Consider the following 16,152-nt stretch of genomic DNA (forward strand, 5'->3'; position numbering starts at 1 on the left):
TATTCGCGTTAAGAATACACCGAGTTCATGGGTGATTCATCGGCGCCGGATCAGCAGACTCGTTCCTCGGTGATGCCTTCTCAGTCAGTCACGGATCGCACCATGCGTGCCGGTGAGCCCACTACGACAGACCCTCCACGCACGTCCTTGGTCACGACCGAGGCCGCCGCCACCACGGCGTTGTCGCCGATGGTCACGCCGGGCAGAACGGTCACATTCGAACCGATCCACACATTGCGGCCGATGATGATGTGGCCAGGATGCATGTCCCCGCGACGCTCCGGATTGATGTCGTGATTGAGGGTCGCCAGAACAGTGTTGTGGCCGATGAGGCTGTCATCTCCGATCCTGATGCCGCCCTGGTCCTGAAAGCTGCATCCGGAATTGATGAAGACCCGTCGACCAAGCGTCGTATTCTTTCCGAAGTCGGTGTGGAATGGCGGGAACATCGTGACGGTCTTGTCCACTGGTTTGCCGAGCAGTGAGGCCAACAGCCGCCGAACTTCATCGGGCTCGTGGTATGAACCGTTGAGTTCGGCGGTGATGCGCAGCGCCTCTTGGCTGGTGCGGTGCATCACCTCGTGCAGGGGTGAGTCACTGACGATGGTTTCACCGTTGTTGAGAGCTTTGACCAGATCCTTGAGTTCCATACCAGCTATCCTTTCGCGTTTCTCACTTTCCTGCGCTCTCGGCCGAAACACGCTCACATTGTGAGCAGAATCTTGATCGACTCACGTCTGTCCATGGCGGCAGAAGCCTCGGTGGCACGATCCAGTGACATCGTCTGGTCGAAGACTTTGCCCGGTTCGATGGTGCTCTTCAGGCCGCCTCGCAGTTATTCCCGCGTGAGAACTCGTCCTTCATCGCCGTCAACGTCCTGTGGATGTTCAGTCTCTGAAAGTCTGCAAAGGGTCTGCCGCTGGTGAGTACGCGGTCGATGATCGCCGCGAACCAGTCGGGCCAGGCCGTGCGGTCGTCGTTCCAGGTCTCGGTGACTCGTGTGCGCCCGTCGATGTCCTCGAACTCATAGATCCAGGTGGCGATGCCGGCACGAAGCTTGGGTGAGCCGGCACCGATCTTGCGCACCTTGAAGGCGAACCGTTCACCCGGATCCGAGGCTGTGACGACGCATTCGGTGACCCACCCCGCCCGACCCCGATGATTGCTGCCTTCGAAGACTTCGCCGACCTGCAGCGGCCGGGAGTCTGCCGGCGTGTGTGCTCCCGTGTTCTCGGGACTCCACCGCGGCATCTGCGTCGGATCAGCCACCTGTCCCCACAGGGTGAGTGCGTCGACGTCGATGATCATAGTGTCGCTGACCTGCATGGTGCGCGTCATCCGATTCCCTTCCTCGCTTATGTCCACCCTAGTGGAGCGGGTGCGGAGTATTCTGACGTCCATGCCACCGAACGCGACTCCTCGACTGAGATTCCGTGAGATGTCGACGGATGATCTCGACGAAATGGCGAGCCTCCTCGGCGATCCCCGGGTCATGGAGCACTACCCACATCCGAAGGACCGTGCGGAAACTGCCGAGTGGATCGACCGGAACCAGCGCCGCTCTGCCACGGACGGATTCGGACTCTGGATCATCGAAACACATGATGGCGAATTTCTCGGAGACTGCGGCCTCACCTGGCAGAAGCTCCACAGCTCGATTGAGCTGGAGGTCGGATACCACGTGAAGACCTCGGCTCAGAATCTCGGATTTGCCACCGAGGCGGCCGCCGCCTGCCGCGACTTCGCCGGTACACATGCCCTGGCGTCCTGTTTGGTCTCGATCATCCACCGGGACAATCGGCCCTCGAAGCGTGTGGCGGCGAAGATCGGCATGGACCTTGATCACACGCTGAGGCATTCGTCGCCGGTCCACCTCGTCTACGCGATTGACCTCTGAGTCAGGAAAGTATCTCGACATGCCCGCGCTCCTGCCGCCATAGCCTGGATCCATGAGCGTGAAGGTCAATCGGGACGAGGTCATTGCGTTCCGCCTTGAGGCGCAGAACCTGAATCGGCGCCTGAATGAGCAGGCCCCGGTCACCGCCACCGGAGTCTGCGGAGCGCAGAACAGCCCACCCGGATCGGCTCTGCTCGCCCTCAACGCCCGGGTGGAAGGTGTCACTTCGGAAGCGGTCAATACTGCGAGCTCCCATGACAAGGGCCTGCTGCAGAGTTGGTGCATGCGCGGTGCACCCTTCTACTTTCCGACAAACGATCTTGTCATTTTCACAACCGGAGTCCTCCCACCCACTGAGAATGGACAGCGCCACTTGATCCTCGGAATCGAGGCATCGCTCGACAAGCTGGAGATGTCCCTCGCCAAGGTTGTCGACCGGACACGGGACACGATCGGATCCGTGCTCTTCGGTCGCAGACTCACCGTCAACGAATTGGGAGCGGAGATCGCCGAGCGGATCGCTCACAAACTGCCGAAGACCACGCGCGCCCGCTGGGAGCGTGAGGGGCCGTGTGCCAAGGGGCAGCTTCTGGGAGAAGGCGTCGTTCATTTCTGCCTGCGCATCCTCACCTTGGAGAAGGTCATCTGTTTCGCCCGACGTGACTGGAGCAAGGCACCGTTCGTGCTGCTCGATGAATGGCTGGACACTGAGGTGCCGGAGATGGCCCCAGAGGACGCCCCAGCCGAGCTTCTCCGTCGCTACCTGCACGCCTACGGACCGTCCACCCGTGGGGACTTCGCCTCGTGGATCGGTGTGCGTTCACGGGAAGGTGAGTCGTGGTGGAACCTGCTCGAAAATGAGTTGACCGAGGTCGACTTCGGTCGGCGAACCTGGGTCCTGACCGAAGACCTCGATGCGCTGCAGTCACCGCCCACACCCACGGGCGTGCGGCTGCTGCCACCGCGCGATCCCTATATTCAGGGACGCGACCGGGAGACCATCATCGACAAGCAGTTTCATAGCGATGTCTTCAAGACCGTCGGTGAGCCCGGGACCGTTCTTCTCGACGGCCGGATCGTCGGCACATGGCGAGCGCGCAAGAAGCGGAAGAATCTCAGCGTGTCCGTCACCGCATTCGGCCGGCTGTCGGCTCACATGAAGAAGTCGGTGGAAGCCGAGGCGAAGAAGGTGGCGAGTCTGCGCGGCGCCGCAGCGGTTGAGGTCGACGTCGACTCCGATTGATCGAGAGGTTGGGGCTGGACGTGGCCGGAGGCCGGACTTCAGCGAGCGTCTCCTGAGCCAGCGCCTCGTCCCACCAGCGCGTCACCATGAGCAACGGTCTGATCCCGCAGGGCCTGAACAACTGCGGCCACGGCCGGTCGGCGCATCGAGTCGGGTCGCAGCACCATCCAATACGGCAGCCGCTCGGAAAGGGTCTCGGGAAAGAGCCTGACCAGGTCATCGTGCAGATCGGCCATGAAACAGGGCAGAAAGCCGATGCCCGCACTGGCCCGTGTGGCTTCCACATGGACGAACACATTGGTCGAGGACAATCCGTCCTTCATCGTGGGGACCAGACGACGTGGGGCGTCGAGGTCGTCGACCTGGAGCATGGAGTCCACGAAGTAGACCAGACGATGTTCAACCAATTCTTCGACCGTTGCCGGTGTGCCCTGTTCAGCCAGATAGTCCTTTGAGGCATACATGCCCAATTCGTAGTCGCCGAGTTTGAACGCTTGAGCACGGTGCACCTGCGGCTCACCCACGACGACTTCGATATCCAAGCCAGATCGCTGCTGCAGAGCCTGGCGGGTCACGGTCACGATCTCCACGCTGAGTCCGGGATGTCGACTCCGCAGTTTTGCCACGGCCGGGGCCGCCACGTAGGCGCTGAAGCCGTCCGTGGCTGTCATTCGGACCACTCCGGTGATCGGGTCGGGGGCACGGCCTGGTTCGCTGAGGCTGCGCACCGCATCCTCTACCTGTTCGGCCACTCGCACTGCCTCTTCACCCAATTCGGTGAGTTCCCAACCGCCGGATGCTCGAGACAGGACACGTCCGCCCAAGGCTTTCTCCAGAGCCGCGATGCGACGCGAGATGGTCGTGTGATTCAGCCCCAATGTCGCCGCCGCAGTCGTGAACTTGGCTGACCGGGAAACCGTGAGCAGCACAAGCAGGTCATTCGGCTTCATGTCCATATCTGCAATATTAGGCAGAGAGGACTCCGAAATGGGCCCCAGAGCAGCAACGTGTGTGCATGAATGCTCAGAACTGGTCGGTCAGAACCGGTCGAACGGGCTCGCGTACTTGAAGGCTCCGCCCTGGCCGGCATAGTCCGAGAGGGTGCGGATCTGGAAATAGTCGCCCCACTCGGACTCCGGTGAGGAGACTGCAGTCGCCGAGGCTGGGACGAAACCGAAGCGCGCATAATAGGCAGGCTCTCCGAGCAGTCCCACTACGGTCTCACCTCGGGCATCTGCGGCACCTAGGACAGCATGCATCAGCGCCGAGCCAACACCCTCACCCTGTTGACCAGGGTCGACACTGACCGGTCCGATTCCCAAAGCAGGTGCGGAATCGATGTACGCACGAGAGGCGACAACGTGTCCGATGATCTTATCGTCAGCAACGGCAACGAGTGAGAGTTCAGGAATCCACGCCGCATCAGCCCGCAACCAGGAAATCAGAGTCGTTTCCCCAGGATCTCCTCCCGGCTCCACCGGAGGCGCACTGTGCTCCGCACCGCGAAATGCGGCCGCGGTGACGGCGCGAATAGCTTCAGTATCGCCTGAACGTTCTCGTCGGATCAGCATAGTCAGTCAGCCTACTCTCCGATGCTCACCATACCCGCCGGCGAACGCCGTATGGGCCATCAATATCTGGTCCCATAGCGCGTCAGACGCACTCCGTCGGGGAACGATCGACTCTCCAGCAAGTTCAGATTCACCCAGTTGTCGAGGGTGGTGAAGAAGGGTGTGCCGCCACCGGTCAGAACCGGGTAGGTGACGAGGATGTACTCGTCGATGAGTCCTGCTCTCATAGCTGTCGCGGCGAGCGCGGCACCGCCGATGTCCATGGGACCGCCATCGTCCGCCTTGAGTCCGGCGATCTCCGAGGCGGCTTCCCCGTGGATCAGGCGAGCATTCCACCCGACCGTGCCGATCGTCGAAGAGAACACTGCCTTCGGCATCTCCATCCAACGGCGCGCGTACTCGAGCTGCTCCGGCATGACTCCAGGCTGTTGGTCCGCATACGGCCAGAATGAGCTCATGTCTTCCCACAGTCGCCTGCCGTACAGGGCCAGCTCAGTGGACCCGACCCGATCGGACCACCACTGGAACACCTCGTCATTCGGCGTGGTCCAGCCAAGATCATTTCCAGGCGCGGCGACGTAGCCGTCCAGGCTCACATTCATCGCAAAGGTCAGTTTCCGCATGACTTCGGCCCCTCTCAAGTCGGCAGCCGCTGGTGCAGAAGAGTCTACTGCGGCATGTTGACGAAGCGGGACTTCGCGCCCTGGAAGGCCACGGAGATGTCAGCTGTCGGACCCGCACGGTGCTTGGCGACGATGATGTCGGCCTCGCCTGCACGTTCGTGTTCCTTGTCGTACATGTCGTCACGATGGATGAGCAGCACCATATCGGCGTCCTGCTCGATCGAACCGGACTCACGCAGGTCCGAGATCATCGGACGCTTGTCCGTCCTCTGCTCGCTGCCACGGTTGAGCTGTGAAAGCGCGATGACCGGGATCTCGAGCTCTTTGGCCAAGAGCTTGAGCGAACGGGAGAACTCGGAGACCTCCTGCTGACGCGACTCGACTCGTTTGCCGGAGCTCATCAGCTGCAGGTAGTCGACGCAGACCATCTTGAGATCGTGCTGCTGCTTCAGGCGTCGGCACTTCGCACGGATCTCGGTCAGTGCCATATTCGGGGAATCATCGACGAACAGCGGGGCATCGTTGATGCGCGATTCCGTTGCGGCCAGGGTCGTCCAGTCATGAGGGGACAGTTCACCGCGGCGAAGGTTCTGGAGGGGAATCTCCGACTCAGCCGACAGCAGACGCATGACGAGTTCGTTCTTGCCCATCTCCAAGGAGAAGAAGACGGCGGCCTGGCCGTGGTGGATCGCCGCCGAGCGCATGAAGTCCAGGGCCAGAGTGGACTTGCCGACACCGGGACGAGCCGCGATGACGATCATCGTGCCCGGATGGAAACCGTTGGTGAGCTGGTCGAATTCGGTGAAACCGGTCGGCACCCCCGCAGTCTGCCCATCGGTGTCGCCATTGCGTTCGATCTCCTGAGCGACATCGCTGAGGATGTCGGAGAGGATCACATAATCCTCTGTGGTGTGACGCTCGGTGACCTGGTAGATCTCCGCCTGGGCCGAGTTCACGACCTCATCGGTGTCGCCCTCGGCGTCATAGCCCATCTGCACGATGCGGGTGCCGGCCTCGACGAGGCGGCGCAGGACGGCCTGCTCGCGCACGATCGCGGCATAGTAGCCGGCGTTGGCGGCAGTCGGGACGGAGGAGATGAGCGTGTGCAGGTATGCCGCACCGCCGACTCGGGAGAGGTCGCCGGTCTTCGTGAGGTAGTTCGCAACGGTCACGGAGTCTGCGGGCTCACCACGCGAATACAGGTCGAGGACGGCCTCGTAGATAGTCTCGTGAGCAGGCTTGTAGAAGTCATCACCGGTCATGGATTCGACGCAGTCGGCGATCGCATCCTTGGACAGAAGCATCGCACCGAGGACGCTCTGCTCGGCCTCGACGTCCTGCGGCGGGGTCCTCATCCCGTCAAACCCCTGATTGTTGCTCAATCGTCTTCCTCTTCCTCGAACCTCGTCGGCGGACACCCGCTTTCAACGCCCTCCAACTGTACCTGGATCGAGAAGCCGCAGACCCACCTCGGCGGGGATATCCGGGTGTGAGCACACGCTCACTCCGGCATGTTCACGGCACCCTCCTCATTCCCGTGAACGGCACGCGGTCGCCACGGTCACGAGGATCGGCTTCGCCAGCTGCAATCCCGATCTGATGATGAGGATACCGAGGACCACTGACGCGAGAATCGTTGAGAACGTGATCGGTTTGAGCACGAGCGCTGCTCCGGCCAAGGGCAGAACGAGAAGCAGACCGAGACCGCCTGCCAGCAGCGCCACCCAGATGACCGGCCCCAGAACTGCTCTCACCATCGCTGTGTGCATGGTCTCCGGGTCCGTTCCCGCGGCGTAGAGATCTTGGAATGTGTCGGCTCGATCGTAGATGTCGGCAACCTGGTTGATCAGCGCGGATACAGCGATCAACAGGATCGATATCCCCATCACCAGCATAACTCCGGTGAAGATGTCCTGCAGCAGGAACCGGTCTGCGTCCTGCATCTGTGCACCGGGTTCATCCGCAGCATCCAGGCCGAGCTGCATGAGCGAGATGCCGGAGCCGCCCACGGCCGCAACGAATGCAGTCATGGCCAGACCGGAGACTCTGCGCCAGAACCGCTTGGGATCGTCGGAGACCAGCCGGGCGGCGATGAGTCGTTCCGGAGTCTGCGCCCGATTCCCGCTCAGGTGCGCAAACCACCTGATCAGCAGGCCGCCGACGAGGTCGACGACGATCAGTCCGAGGATGAACATGACCATGATGGCCGCGATCAGGATGCCCAGTCCGAGGCCGCCGCTCTGCGTCAGCGACACGGCGACCGGTAGGGGCACAATCGCGACGACTGCCAGGATCACCTGCCCGAGGGGAAACTTCCGCTCGAGTGACTTGGTGCGCACACCCAGGGGCGAGATCGCGACCTTGCGCAGTCCCACCAGGGCCGCGACGATGCACACGAGGATGAGGAACACGACCACTGCAGCCACCAGCCACGCGGGCATCAGCATGTTCTCGTAGCCGATGGAGCGGCCCATGAAGTGGATGAGGCTCACCGGCCATGCCACGACGAGATAGCCGAGGACTCCGAGCACGATTCCGCAGATTGCAGGCACCAGCGGTTCGGCAACGGCGAGGGTGACGACGGCCGTTCGCCTCGCCCCGAGCAGCGACATCGTGGACAGGCGCTCGTCCTGTCGACGGGCGGACAGGGTCGCCGAGGCGGACGCCAGTGTGCTCGCCGGTATCACGAGCAGGATTGTCGCGAAGCCGGCGAGGAACTTGTACACGAGGTCCATGCCCTCCATGTCCGAGCCCGGGGCCGCCGGGGTCTGGAAGAACATCCAGGCCCCGGCGGCAACGGTGAGGAACAGGGTGGCACAGGCGAAGAACGAACTCATCACCAGGAGAGAACTCGAGGAGGTGAACGTCTTGCGTCCCAGCACGAGCGCGACGATTCGAGTTGCTGTGGGCATATCGGTCTCCTTCTCGGATCCTCGTTCTCAGGCCGTGGCGGTCACGGCTGTGACGCGACGGACCAGCGGACGGGTGAACTGGAGCCCCAGCCACACCATCACAACACCGCCGACGAGCACCGCTGCGACAACTGCGATGGTCAGCGGATCGCCGAGGTCACTGGCCGAAGCCATGAGTCCGGCCAGCATTCCGCCCAGCACCAGTGACACGAGGGTGACGAGCAGGATGGGCGACATGACCGCGCTGACGGTGACTCGGTGCATCATCTTCTGCGTCATTCCCGCCGAATGCAGCTCCCGGTAGGTCGATGCCCGGTCGAGGATGTCTGCTGCCTGGTTGATCGTCGCGGAGATGACGATGAAGACGAAGGCAATGGCCAGAGTGAGGATGAGTCCGGCGAAGATGTCATCGGCCATGTACTGGTAGGGGCCCATGATGGCCTTGGCCTCGGCGGTGAGATCTCCCTGATTCGCCCGCATCATCGCCGTGCCGGCACCACCGACGACCGCGATGAAGGTGATCATCGACAGTCCCGCCACGCGACGCCAGTACTGTGCCGGTGCATCGGCGATCATCGACGCCGCGATCATCGACGTGGGTGTGCGGGCAATCCGGTGACTGAGCCATCCGTGGATCCGCATGACGAGGACGCCGATGACGTTGATGAGCAGAAGGGCGATCCCGATCGTGATGATGCTCGCGACAACGTAGGTCGTTATCGGCTGGTTCCGATTGAGGGAGAAGATGAGGGCACCGACCATGCCGACGACCAGGATGATGACGGTGATGATGCGGGCCACTGGGAACTTCCGGGCCAAGGACCTGGTGCGCACGCCCAATGGTGAAACCGTGATCTTGCGCAGGCCGAGCAGGGCCGAGAGCAGACAGACCAAGAGCAGTCCGATGACGACGGCGGCGAGCAGCCACAGAGGCATCATCAGCGCAGAATATCCGAGCGGTTCACCGGTGAAGACTAAGAAGCTGAGCGGGTAGGCGAGCAGGAAGTAGCCGGCGATACCTGCGAGGATGCCGGCCGAGGCGGGAATGAAGGGTTCGGCGACCGCCAGAAGGCGGACGGTGCCGGGTTTCGCACCGAGCAGGGAAAGTGTGGACAGGCGTTCATCCTGACGCCGGGCACTCAGCTTCGCCGAGGCGGCCCCCAAGCTGATCGCGGGAACGATGAGGAAGACCGTGGCCAAGATCGCGAGCAAGCGATAGAGCCCGGCCACCTCGGCGTATCCGGAGACTTCGGGTCGGTCGTTGAACGCCCAGGCACCGCCGGCGACGGTGAGGAAGAGCGTCGAGCATGCGAAGAATGCGATGGCGACGAGCTTCGACGTGGTCGAGGTGAAGGATTTCTTGGTCAGTACGAGGGGAAGGATATTCATAGTCGGCATCACCGGTTGTTCTGAAGGTACTGGTTGCTCTGCACGCGCTGGTCGTTCCCCGCAGGCTGGTTCGCGGAGTCGGAGACGATCCGACCGTCGGCAAGGCGGACGATGCGCGAACAGCGAGCGGCCACCGTCTCATCGTGGGTGACGACGACCAGAGTGGATCCTCGTCCGGTTGTGGAGGCCAGGAGTTCGGAGAGCACCTCGGTGGAGGTGGAGGAGTCCAGGGCACCGGTGGGCTCGTCGGCGAAGGTGACCACGGGCTGGGTGACCTGGGCGCGGGCGATGGCCACGCGCTGAGCCTGTCCGCCGGAAAGCTGCCCGATGCGCTTGTTCAGGTGCTCGGCCAGTCCCAGGCGCTGGAGCCACGCGCGGGCATGTTCGGTTGCATCGGTGCGCGTCAAGCCTGAGAGCATGGCTGCGAGCGCGACATTGTCCAAAGCGGTGAGTTCGGGCAGGAGCAGACCCTGCTGGAACACGAAGCCGAAGACCTCGCGACGCAGCGCAGTGCGGCCTTTCTCCTTCAGTGACGTGATCTCGGCGGCGGCGCTGCGGTCGGTGGGCAGGAGGCGAATGGTGCCCTCGTCGGGACGGATGATGCCGGCCAAGCAGTGCAGGAGGGTCGTCTTTCCGGAACCGGAGGGACCCATGATGGCCAAAGATTCGCCGAGGCCGATGGTGAGATCGACTCCGGCGAGCGCATAGGTCTGGTTGTAGTGCTTGGTCACGTTCGATGATGTGATGATTGCGGGAAGCTGTGTGTTTGTCATGTCTCTATATTTTCGCAATCGGACTTGCCCGACCATGAAGTCCTCCCACCACCTCGACGAGGAAAACCCGACATGTGGAATAGGGGTTGCAGATCCCGCGAATCACCTGGTGATTGACTTGAGATCGGTCCCGCCGATGGACCGAACGGCGAGTTCCGACCTATTGTGATTGCGTAGCGGATGCCCGACGGCTCGCCCTGAGCCAACACGCGGCATCGATCACCGAACATGCGGCTAAGACTGAGGAGTCATCATGAAGGCACAGTGGATCAGCATTCCGGTCGACGATCAGGCTCGCGCTCTGAAGTTCTACACAGATCGGCTCGGCTTCATTCCGAAGGTCGATGTGCCGGTCGGTGAGGACTTCCGCTGGTTGACGGTTGTCTCACCGGAGAATCCCGATGGAGTGGAAGTCGTCCTCGAACCCAAGGGGCACCCCGCCGCGGACACCTACACCAAGGCGCTGGCCGCCGATGGGATCCCCATCAACCAGTTCGCCGTTGAGGATGTCCAGGCCGAATACGATCGCCTGAGCAACCTCGGTGTGACCTTCACTCAGGAACCGACGACGATGGGCCCGGTCACCACAGCAGTCCTCGACGACACCGTCGGCAACCTGATCCAGCTCATTCACCAGGAAGAGGGCGAGCCTGACCTGCCGTGAGCAGGCTGGCAGATGCCGTCGAGAACCAATCCGGTTCGCCGATCGTAGGCCGCTCTGGAAGGGCGAATCCCGTATTTGAGTGCGAGTGAGTTGTCGACGGCCATCGCTTGAAAGTCGTCCGGCGTGACCTCTTCGGCCAGAGCGTTGGCCGCATGCCCCTCCCGCACCAGCTCCTCGTGGAAGCTTCCCCCGAGATGACAGAGTTCCATGAGTGGGTCCGAGGCAGGAAACGCCTGCAGAAGAACGTCGTTGACCGCCGGCAGTCGGTATTGAAGGTCGCGGATGGCACCGACGTAGAATCGAATCCGTTCGCTGATACCGGGCACTGAACGGGCATCATCGATGAGGGCCTTCAGTTGAGTCGCGACGACCTCGTCGATGACGGAATCGATCAGTCCGATCCGCCCGCCGAACCTGTTGAAGATCGTCGCCTTGCTCACCTGGGCGGTACCGGCAACGTTCTCCAGAGGAGCCGAAAGTCCCTCGACGCGAAACACCTCGATTGCGGCAGCGCGGATCCTCTCGACATTCCGGCGGGCATCCGTACGCAACGTCGGCCCAGAATTCCTATCAGCCACCCTCAGCTCTTCCCTGTTTCTCTCCATAACTTGACTCCACTGGTCACTTTACCGCAGGATGGATGTCGGCACTAAGTTGACCATGTAAGTCAACTTGAAGGGGTGCCCCATCAGCACCGGTCTCGCACCGGCTTCAGCGAAAGGCCGCCATCATGATCATCGTGACCGGAGCAACGGGCGCTCTCAACGGCTTCACTGTGGACCATCTCCTCCAACGGATTGCACCGAGCGACATCGGTGTCAGCGTCCGCAATCCTGACCGCGCACAGTACCTGGCTGACCAAGGCGTTCGCGTCAGACAAGGAAGTTACGACGATCCTGATGCTCTCCGTCACTCGTTCGCCGACGCGGAGCAGGTTCTTCTCGTCTCCTCGAGTGATGTCACCGCGGACGTCATCACACAACACAGAACAGCCATCGACGCGGCAGTCGAGGCTGGAGCCCAACGAATCCTGTACACGAGCGCTCTCGGGACCGGCTTCAACTCCCCCTACCCTCCACTGGCAATTCACGCCGCCACCGAGCAGTATCTTGCCGAGTCGGGCGTTTCCTGGACGGCACTGCGCAATGGCTTCTACGGAGACCTAGGAGATCTGCTCGGGCCATGGCAGACAACGGGCACAATCGCCAAACCAGCCGACGGCCCCTTCTCATGGATCGACAGACGCGACGCCGGCGAAGCGGCCGCGACAATACTGACCAGTGCATCGTCCTTCGACGGCCCGGTCAATCTCACACTGCCCTCACCGGTGACTCTCGCCGACTTCGCCACCAGCGCCTCCGAACTATCGAGCCACCCTGTCGAACGCATCGTTGTCAAGGACGAAGAATGGATTGCAGGCGAAGTGGCCAACGGGGTGCCCGAGGCTGCCGCACGATTCACTCTGACGATGTTCCAAGCAACGCGAAGCGGCCATTTCGCGCACCCCGATCCCACCCTGGGTCGTCTCCTCGGACGGGCGCCCCGCACCATCTCCGATCAACTCAGGGAACAGATGGTGCGGACTGAGTGATTGCCCCCGGACCGACGTCCAGCGATCAGGCACACGGCTTCACACCTAGTTCACGATTTCACATCGAGGTCTCGTCCTTCAGCAACTCCTTGCGGATCTCGACCTTGAGGACCTTGCCCACCTTCGACCTGGGCAGATCGCTCCAGGCATCGATGCGCTTCGGCGTCTTGATGCTGCCGATCCGAGCTTTGACGTGCGCCCGCAGCTCCTCCGTCGTCACCGCACCACCTCGGCGAAGCTGAACGACGGCGGTGACCATCTCACCCCAATGCTCATCGGGCAGACCGATGACGGCGCAGTCCTGAACATCGGGGTGGGAAAGGAGGGCCTGTTCCACTTCAGTGGAATAGACGTTGAACCCTCCGGTGATGATCATGTCCTTGGCACGATCGACGACATAGAGGTAGTTGTCCTCATCGAGGTAGCCGATGTCGCCGGTGTGGTGCCATCCGAATCGCGTCGCCTCCTCGGTCGCTTCGGGATTCTTGTAATAGCCGTCCATGACGAGCGATCCGCGAACGACGATCTCTCCGCGTTCCCCTCTGGACACAATCTCGCCTTCCGGAGTCATCACCTCCACAGTGCACAACGGGGTCGGTCTGCCCGCCGAGCTCAGCCGGCTTTCGGCTAGACTCCCGTCGGGCAGGAAATGATCGCTCGGTGCCATCGTCGAAATCATCATGGGTGCCTCAGTCTGTCCGAACAGCTGAGCCATGACCGGGCCGATCCTCTCGATTGCCTCTTCCAATCGCACCGGCGACATGGGCGCCGCCCCGTACCACAGGCATTCGAGGGAACTGAGATCCGTGGAGTCCAGTCCCGCCTCGGCGAGGATCATGTACACGATCGTCGGCGGCAGGAACGAGTGGGTCACCCCATGCTCTGCGACGTTGGCCAGGAACGCTCCGACATCGGCGCCGCGCATAATGACGCTACGCAGAGTTGAGCAGCACGTCTCCCATGGTCGAGTCGCGCGCCGCCTACTCGATGTTCGACGGCATCTTCGAATCCACTCTGCGGGACTTCCTCGCCGATCGAGCAGGTGCAGTCGACTGGATCAGAACCCAGGTGATGACCCTGCTTCCGGGACTGTGTGCGCCGGGGGAATCAACACCGCGCTGATCAACCGGGCAGCAGCACGATGATCGTGTGGATGAGAAGTCCGACCAGGGCTCCGATCACGGTTCCGTTGATACGGATGTACTGCAGGTCCCGGCCGACGTAGAGCTCGATACGCTCGGCGGCTTCCTTCGCATCCCAGCGTTCGATCGTGTCGGAGATGACGCTGGCGATCTCGGGGCCGAAGCTCTCGGCCAGGTCTCCGGCCGTGGTGGCGATCCGGTCATCGATCTTGGCCGCGAACTCCGAGTCAGCCTGCAGCCGCTGGGCGAATTCTCCGATGAGTTCTGAGATGCGTCCGCGCACCTCGCCGTTCGGGTCGATGATGGCCTGGCGCAGGAGCTGCTTGAGGCTGCTCCAGATCTCGAGCACGGAGTCGACGACCCCTGACTGGCTGAGCAGGTCGTTGATGATGACCTCTGCCTTCTCCGACAGCGGAGTCTCGCCATTGAGGTCATCGGAGAGGTCGACGAGCCAGGCGTCAAGGGCCTGACGGGCCTTGTGATATTCGTTGTCGCGGACGTCGGCGACCCAGCCGAGCACCTCTCGCTGCAGTCGGTTCGACAGCTGCTCGTTGACGAAATAGGGGACCCAGGACGGTGCCCGATTGTGGACGATCTCATCGATGACCTGCGGATTGTCGCTCAACCAGGAGTACGCCTCGGCGACGATGAGGTCGACAAGTTTGTGGTGCGCACCGTCGAGGACGATCTGGCGCAGCAGCTGCGCCAACACCGGGGTCTTGCGGGTCGCGACCAGGCGCGGAATGATGACGTTCTTGGTCAGAGCTACGACGGATTCGTCGTCGATGCGAGCCAGCACATATTCGAGCCCACCGGCGGCGCGGTCGACAACGAGGTCACGGTTGGCGGATCTGCTCAGCCACTCACCGGCACGATGTGACACCTGAGCGGACCTGATCTTCGTCGACACCGCCTCGGCGTGGAGGAAGTTCGCGGCGACGAATGCGGACAGGCTCGCGCCCAGGGTGTCCTTCTTGCGCGGAATGATCGCGGTGTGCGGGATCGGCAGACCGAGAGGGTGGCGGAAGAGCGCGGTGACGGCGAACCAGTCGGCGATCGCACCGATCATCGCGGCCTCAGAAGCGCGCGAGACGAAGCCCCAGACCCCGGTGTTATCGGTGAAGATGTGGGTGATAAGGAAGATGAGGGTGGCGAGGATGAGCAGCGACAGCGCCAGTGTGCGCATCTTGCGCAGACCCCGTGCCCGCTCCTGATCTTCCGGCGTCAGTTCGCTCGGACCGCCGAAGCGCGGCACGGACGGTGCTTTTTCGATCGACATCGTTCCCCCTTGTCATCTGTCATCGACTTTAGCGAAGTCCCCGCCCAAGATGGTCATCGGCAGGCTGTGCCGAGCCTGGGAACCTGCAGCAGAGCACACCCTGTTGCCGATGGCCGCATCGTGTTTGTATGGGGTAAGGCAGCATTCGACGATCTGAGGAGGATGACATGGCGGAGAACTTCTCTGTCGGCGATCACGTAGGGTGGAACTCGGAGGCCGGCGAGGTCTCAGGCACGATCACGAGGGTCCACACCTCCGACTTCGACTACAAAGGCCACAATCGTCGAGCGTCGAAGGATGAGCCGCAGTACGAGATCAAAAGCGACAAGACCGATCACATTGCCGCTCACAAGGGCACGGCTCTCCACCGGATCGACAAGAAGTGAGCAGCTCGCGGTTCCTCACCATCGGTCATTCGAATCATTCCCTCGCGGAGTTCATCGACCTCCTGACCGAGAATTCCGCCGAGGTGGTCGTCGACGTCCGCAAATTGCCCGGATCGAATAAGAACCCCCAGTTCAACGCGGACACTCTCATCGATGACCTGGCCGAGTCGGGAGTGGAGCTGCGTCGGCTCGAAGGGCTGACCGGCAGGCGACCCGTGAACCATGACATCGCGTTCGAGCTCAATGGGTGGTGGAAGAACCGCAGCTTCCACAACTATGCCGATCATGCCCTGACGGAGGAATTCCGCGACGATTTCGACCAGCTGCTTCAATGGGGCGCGAACAGCCGCAGTGTGCTGATGTGCTCGGAGGCCGTGTGGTGGCGCTGCCATCGGCGCATCATCGCCGATAACCTACTCGCCCACGACGTCCCAGTCACCCACATCATGGGCAGGAATCAGACCACTGCCGCCGAACTCAGCGCCGGAGCCGTCGTCGCCAAGAACGGAGACGTCACATACCCGGCAGGTGTCTCAGACGACTCGTCGAGCGCGCCAGGGCGATCGTAGGAATCAGAATGCCCGCTGGCACTGGTCTCAATTGACGAGACTTCACGATCTCATCATCATTTCGGACGTAGTGTGTCGGGGTCTGGTCACCGCTGTCCCGCACGGGAGGGACC

19 protein-coding genes are annotated in these 16,152 nt (G+C 62.1%); 7 read left to right on the forward strand and 12 right to left on the reverse strand.

Annotation, left to right across the window (positions count from 1 at the left end; translation table 11 throughout):
* Nucleotides 1–80 precede the first annotated feature (80 nt).
* Nucleotides 81–650 (reverse strand): DapH/DapD/GlmU-related protein, encoded by a 570-nt coding sequence (locus JFC13_RS15205; RefSeq protein ID WP_198397915.1) that lies wholly within the window; start codon nt 648–650, stop codon nt 81–83.
* A gap of 169 nt (nt 651–819) precedes the next feature.
* Complete coding sequence (locus JFC13_RS15210; RefSeq protein ID WP_198397916.1) at nt 820–1,338, reverse strand: SRPBCC family protein; 519 nt, start codon at nt 1,336–1,338, stop codon at nt 820–822.
* Nucleotides 1,339–1,399: 61 nt separating this feature from the next.
* On the opposite strand from JFC13_RS15210, the gene JFC13_RS15215 reads away from it, so the two are divergent.
* A complete protein-coding gene (locus JFC13_RS15215; RefSeq protein ID WP_198397917.1) occupies nt 1,400–1,897 on the forward strand; it encodes a GNAT family N-acetyltransferase in 498 nt (165 codons plus the stop codon).
* 52 nt (nt 1,898–1,949) lie between these two features.
* Nucleotides 1,950–3,140: a winged helix DNA-binding domain-containing protein gene (locus JFC13_RS15220; protein WP_198397918.1), complete on the forward strand. Its 1,191-nt coding sequence runs from the start codon at nt 1,950–1,952 to the stop codon at nt 3,138–3,140.
* A 38-nt stretch (nt 3,141–3,178) separates the two neighbouring features.
* Here the strand turns inward: JFC13_RS15220 and JFC13_RS15225 are convergent, their stop codons facing one another.
* The 7 genes from JFC13_RS15225 to JFC13_RS15255 all read right to left on the reverse strand — a co-directional run bounded on the left by JFC13_RS15225 (nt 3,179) and on the right by JFC13_RS15255 (nt 10,408).
* The gene (locus JFC13_RS15225; RefSeq protein ID WP_198397919.1) at nt 3,179–4,096 is read right to left on the reverse strand and encodes a LysR family transcriptional regulator; all 918 of its coding nucleotides are present in this window, start codon (nt 4,094–4,096) and stop codon (nt 3,179–3,181) included.
* Between the two features lie 81 nt (nt 4,097–4,177).
* Nucleotides 4,178–4,711 carry a GNAT family N-acetyltransferase gene (locus tag JFC13_RS15230; RefSeq protein ID WP_198397920.1) on the reverse strand — a complete coding sequence of 178 codons (534 nt, stop codon included), beginning with the start codon at nt 4,709–4,711 and terminating at the stop codon, nt 4,178–4,180.
* A gap of 59 nt (nt 4,712–4,770) precedes the next feature.
* Complete coding sequence (locus JFC13_RS15235) at nt 4,771–5,334, reverse strand: dihydrofolate reductase family protein (protein WP_198397921.1); 564 nt, start codon at nt 5,332–5,334, stop codon at nt 4,771–4,773.
* Between the two features lie 44 nt (nt 5,335–5,378).
* Entirely contained in the window at nt 5,379–6,689 is a 1,311-nt protein-coding gene (gene dnaB, locus JFC13_RS15240; RefSeq protein ID WP_101618901.1) for a replicative DNA helicase, read from the reverse strand.
* Between the two features lie 174 nt (nt 6,690–6,863).
* The gene (locus JFC13_RS15245; RefSeq protein ID WP_198397922.1) at nt 6,864–8,246 is read right to left on the reverse strand and encodes an FtsX-like permease family protein; all 1,383 of its coding nucleotides are present in this window, start codon (nt 8,244–8,246) and stop codon (nt 6,864–6,866) included.
* Nucleotides 8,247–8,273: 27 nt separating this feature from the next.
* Nucleotides 8,274–9,635, reverse strand: a complete 1,362-nt coding sequence (locus JFC13_RS15250; protein WP_232488666.1) for an FtsX-like permease family protein — start codon at nt 9,633–9,635, stop codon at nt 8,274–8,276.
* Nucleotides 9,636–9,643: 8 nt separating this feature from the next.
* A complete protein-coding gene (locus JFC13_RS15255) occupies nt 9,644–10,408 on the reverse strand; it encodes an ABC transporter ATP-binding protein (protein WP_198397924.1) in 765 nt (254 codons plus the stop codon).
* 253 nt (nt 10,409–10,661) lie between these two features.
* On the opposite strand from JFC13_RS15255, the gene JFC13_RS15260 reads away from it, so the two are divergent.
* Nucleotides 10,662–11,072, forward strand: a complete 411-nt coding sequence (locus JFC13_RS15260; protein ID WP_198397925.1) for a VOC family protein — start codon at nt 10,662–10,664, stop codon at nt 11,070–11,072.
* On the opposite strand, the gene JFC13_RS15265 is transcribed toward JFC13_RS15260, so the two are convergent.
* Nucleotides 11,039–11,650 (reverse strand): TetR/AcrR family transcriptional regulator, encoded by a 612-nt coding sequence (locus JFC13_RS15265; RefSeq protein WP_332839433.1) that lies wholly within the window; start codon nt 11,648–11,650, stop codon nt 11,039–11,041. The genes JFC13_RS15260 and JFC13_RS15265 overlap by 34 nt on opposite strands.
* 152 nt (nt 11,651–11,802) lie before the next feature.
* Here JFC13_RS15265 and JFC13_RS15270 point away from each other — a divergent pair, with 152 nt between their 5' ends.
* Nucleotides 11,803–12,663: an SDR family oxidoreductase gene (locus tag JFC13_RS15270; RefSeq protein ID WP_198397927.1), complete on the forward strand. Its 861-nt coding sequence runs from the start codon at nt 11,803–11,805 to the stop codon at nt 12,661–12,663.
* Nucleotides 12,664–12,721: 58 nt separating this feature from the next.
* Here the strand turns inward: JFC13_RS15270 and JFC13_RS15275 are convergent, their stop codons facing one another.
* The gene (locus JFC13_RS15275) at nt 12,722–13,588 is read right to left on the reverse strand and encodes an AMP-binding protein (protein WP_198397928.1); all 867 of its coding nucleotides are present in this window, start codon (nt 13,586–13,588) and stop codon (nt 12,722–12,724) included.
* A 17-nt stretch (nt 13,589–13,605) separates the two neighbouring features.
* On the opposite strand from JFC13_RS15275, the gene JFC13_RS15280 reads away from it, so the two are divergent.
* Nucleotides 13,606–13,785, forward strand: coding sequence for a hypothetical protein (locus tag JFC13_RS15280; RefSeq protein ID WP_198397929.1), 180 nt, complete (start codon nt 13,606–13,608; stop codon nt 13,783–13,785).
* Here the strand turns inward: JFC13_RS15280 and JFC13_RS15285 are convergent, their stop codons facing one another.
* Entirely contained in the window at nt 13,786–15,084 is a 1,299-nt protein-coding gene (locus JFC13_RS15285; RefSeq protein WP_198397930.1) for a DUF445 domain-containing protein, read from the reverse strand. It lies immediately after the preceding gene.
* Between the two features lie 167 nt (nt 15,085–15,251).
* On the opposite strand from JFC13_RS15285, the gene JFC13_RS15290 reads away from it, so the two are divergent.
* Both JFC13_RS15290 and JFC13_RS15295 read left to right on the forward strand, forming a co-directional pair.
* Nucleotides 15,252–15,470, forward strand: a complete 219-nt coding sequence (locus JFC13_RS15290; RefSeq protein WP_198397931.1) for a hypervirulence associated TUDOR domain-containing protein — start codon at nt 15,252–15,254, stop codon at nt 15,468–15,470.
* A complete protein-coding gene (locus JFC13_RS15295) occupies nt 15,467–16,039 on the forward strand; it encodes a DUF488 domain-containing protein (RefSeq protein WP_198397932.1) in 573 nt (190 codons plus the stop codon). Before JFC13_RS15290 ends, JFC13_RS15295 begins: the two co-directional genes overlap by 4 nt.
* The last annotated feature ends 113 nt before the right edge of the window (nt 16,040–16,152 follow it).

This window comes from Brevibacterium antiquum (genome assembly GCF_016107655.1).
In the GTDB taxonomy this organism is placed as follows: domain Bacteria; phylum Actinomycetota; class Actinomycetes; order Actinomycetales; family Brevibacteriaceae; genus Brevibacterium; species Brevibacterium antiquum.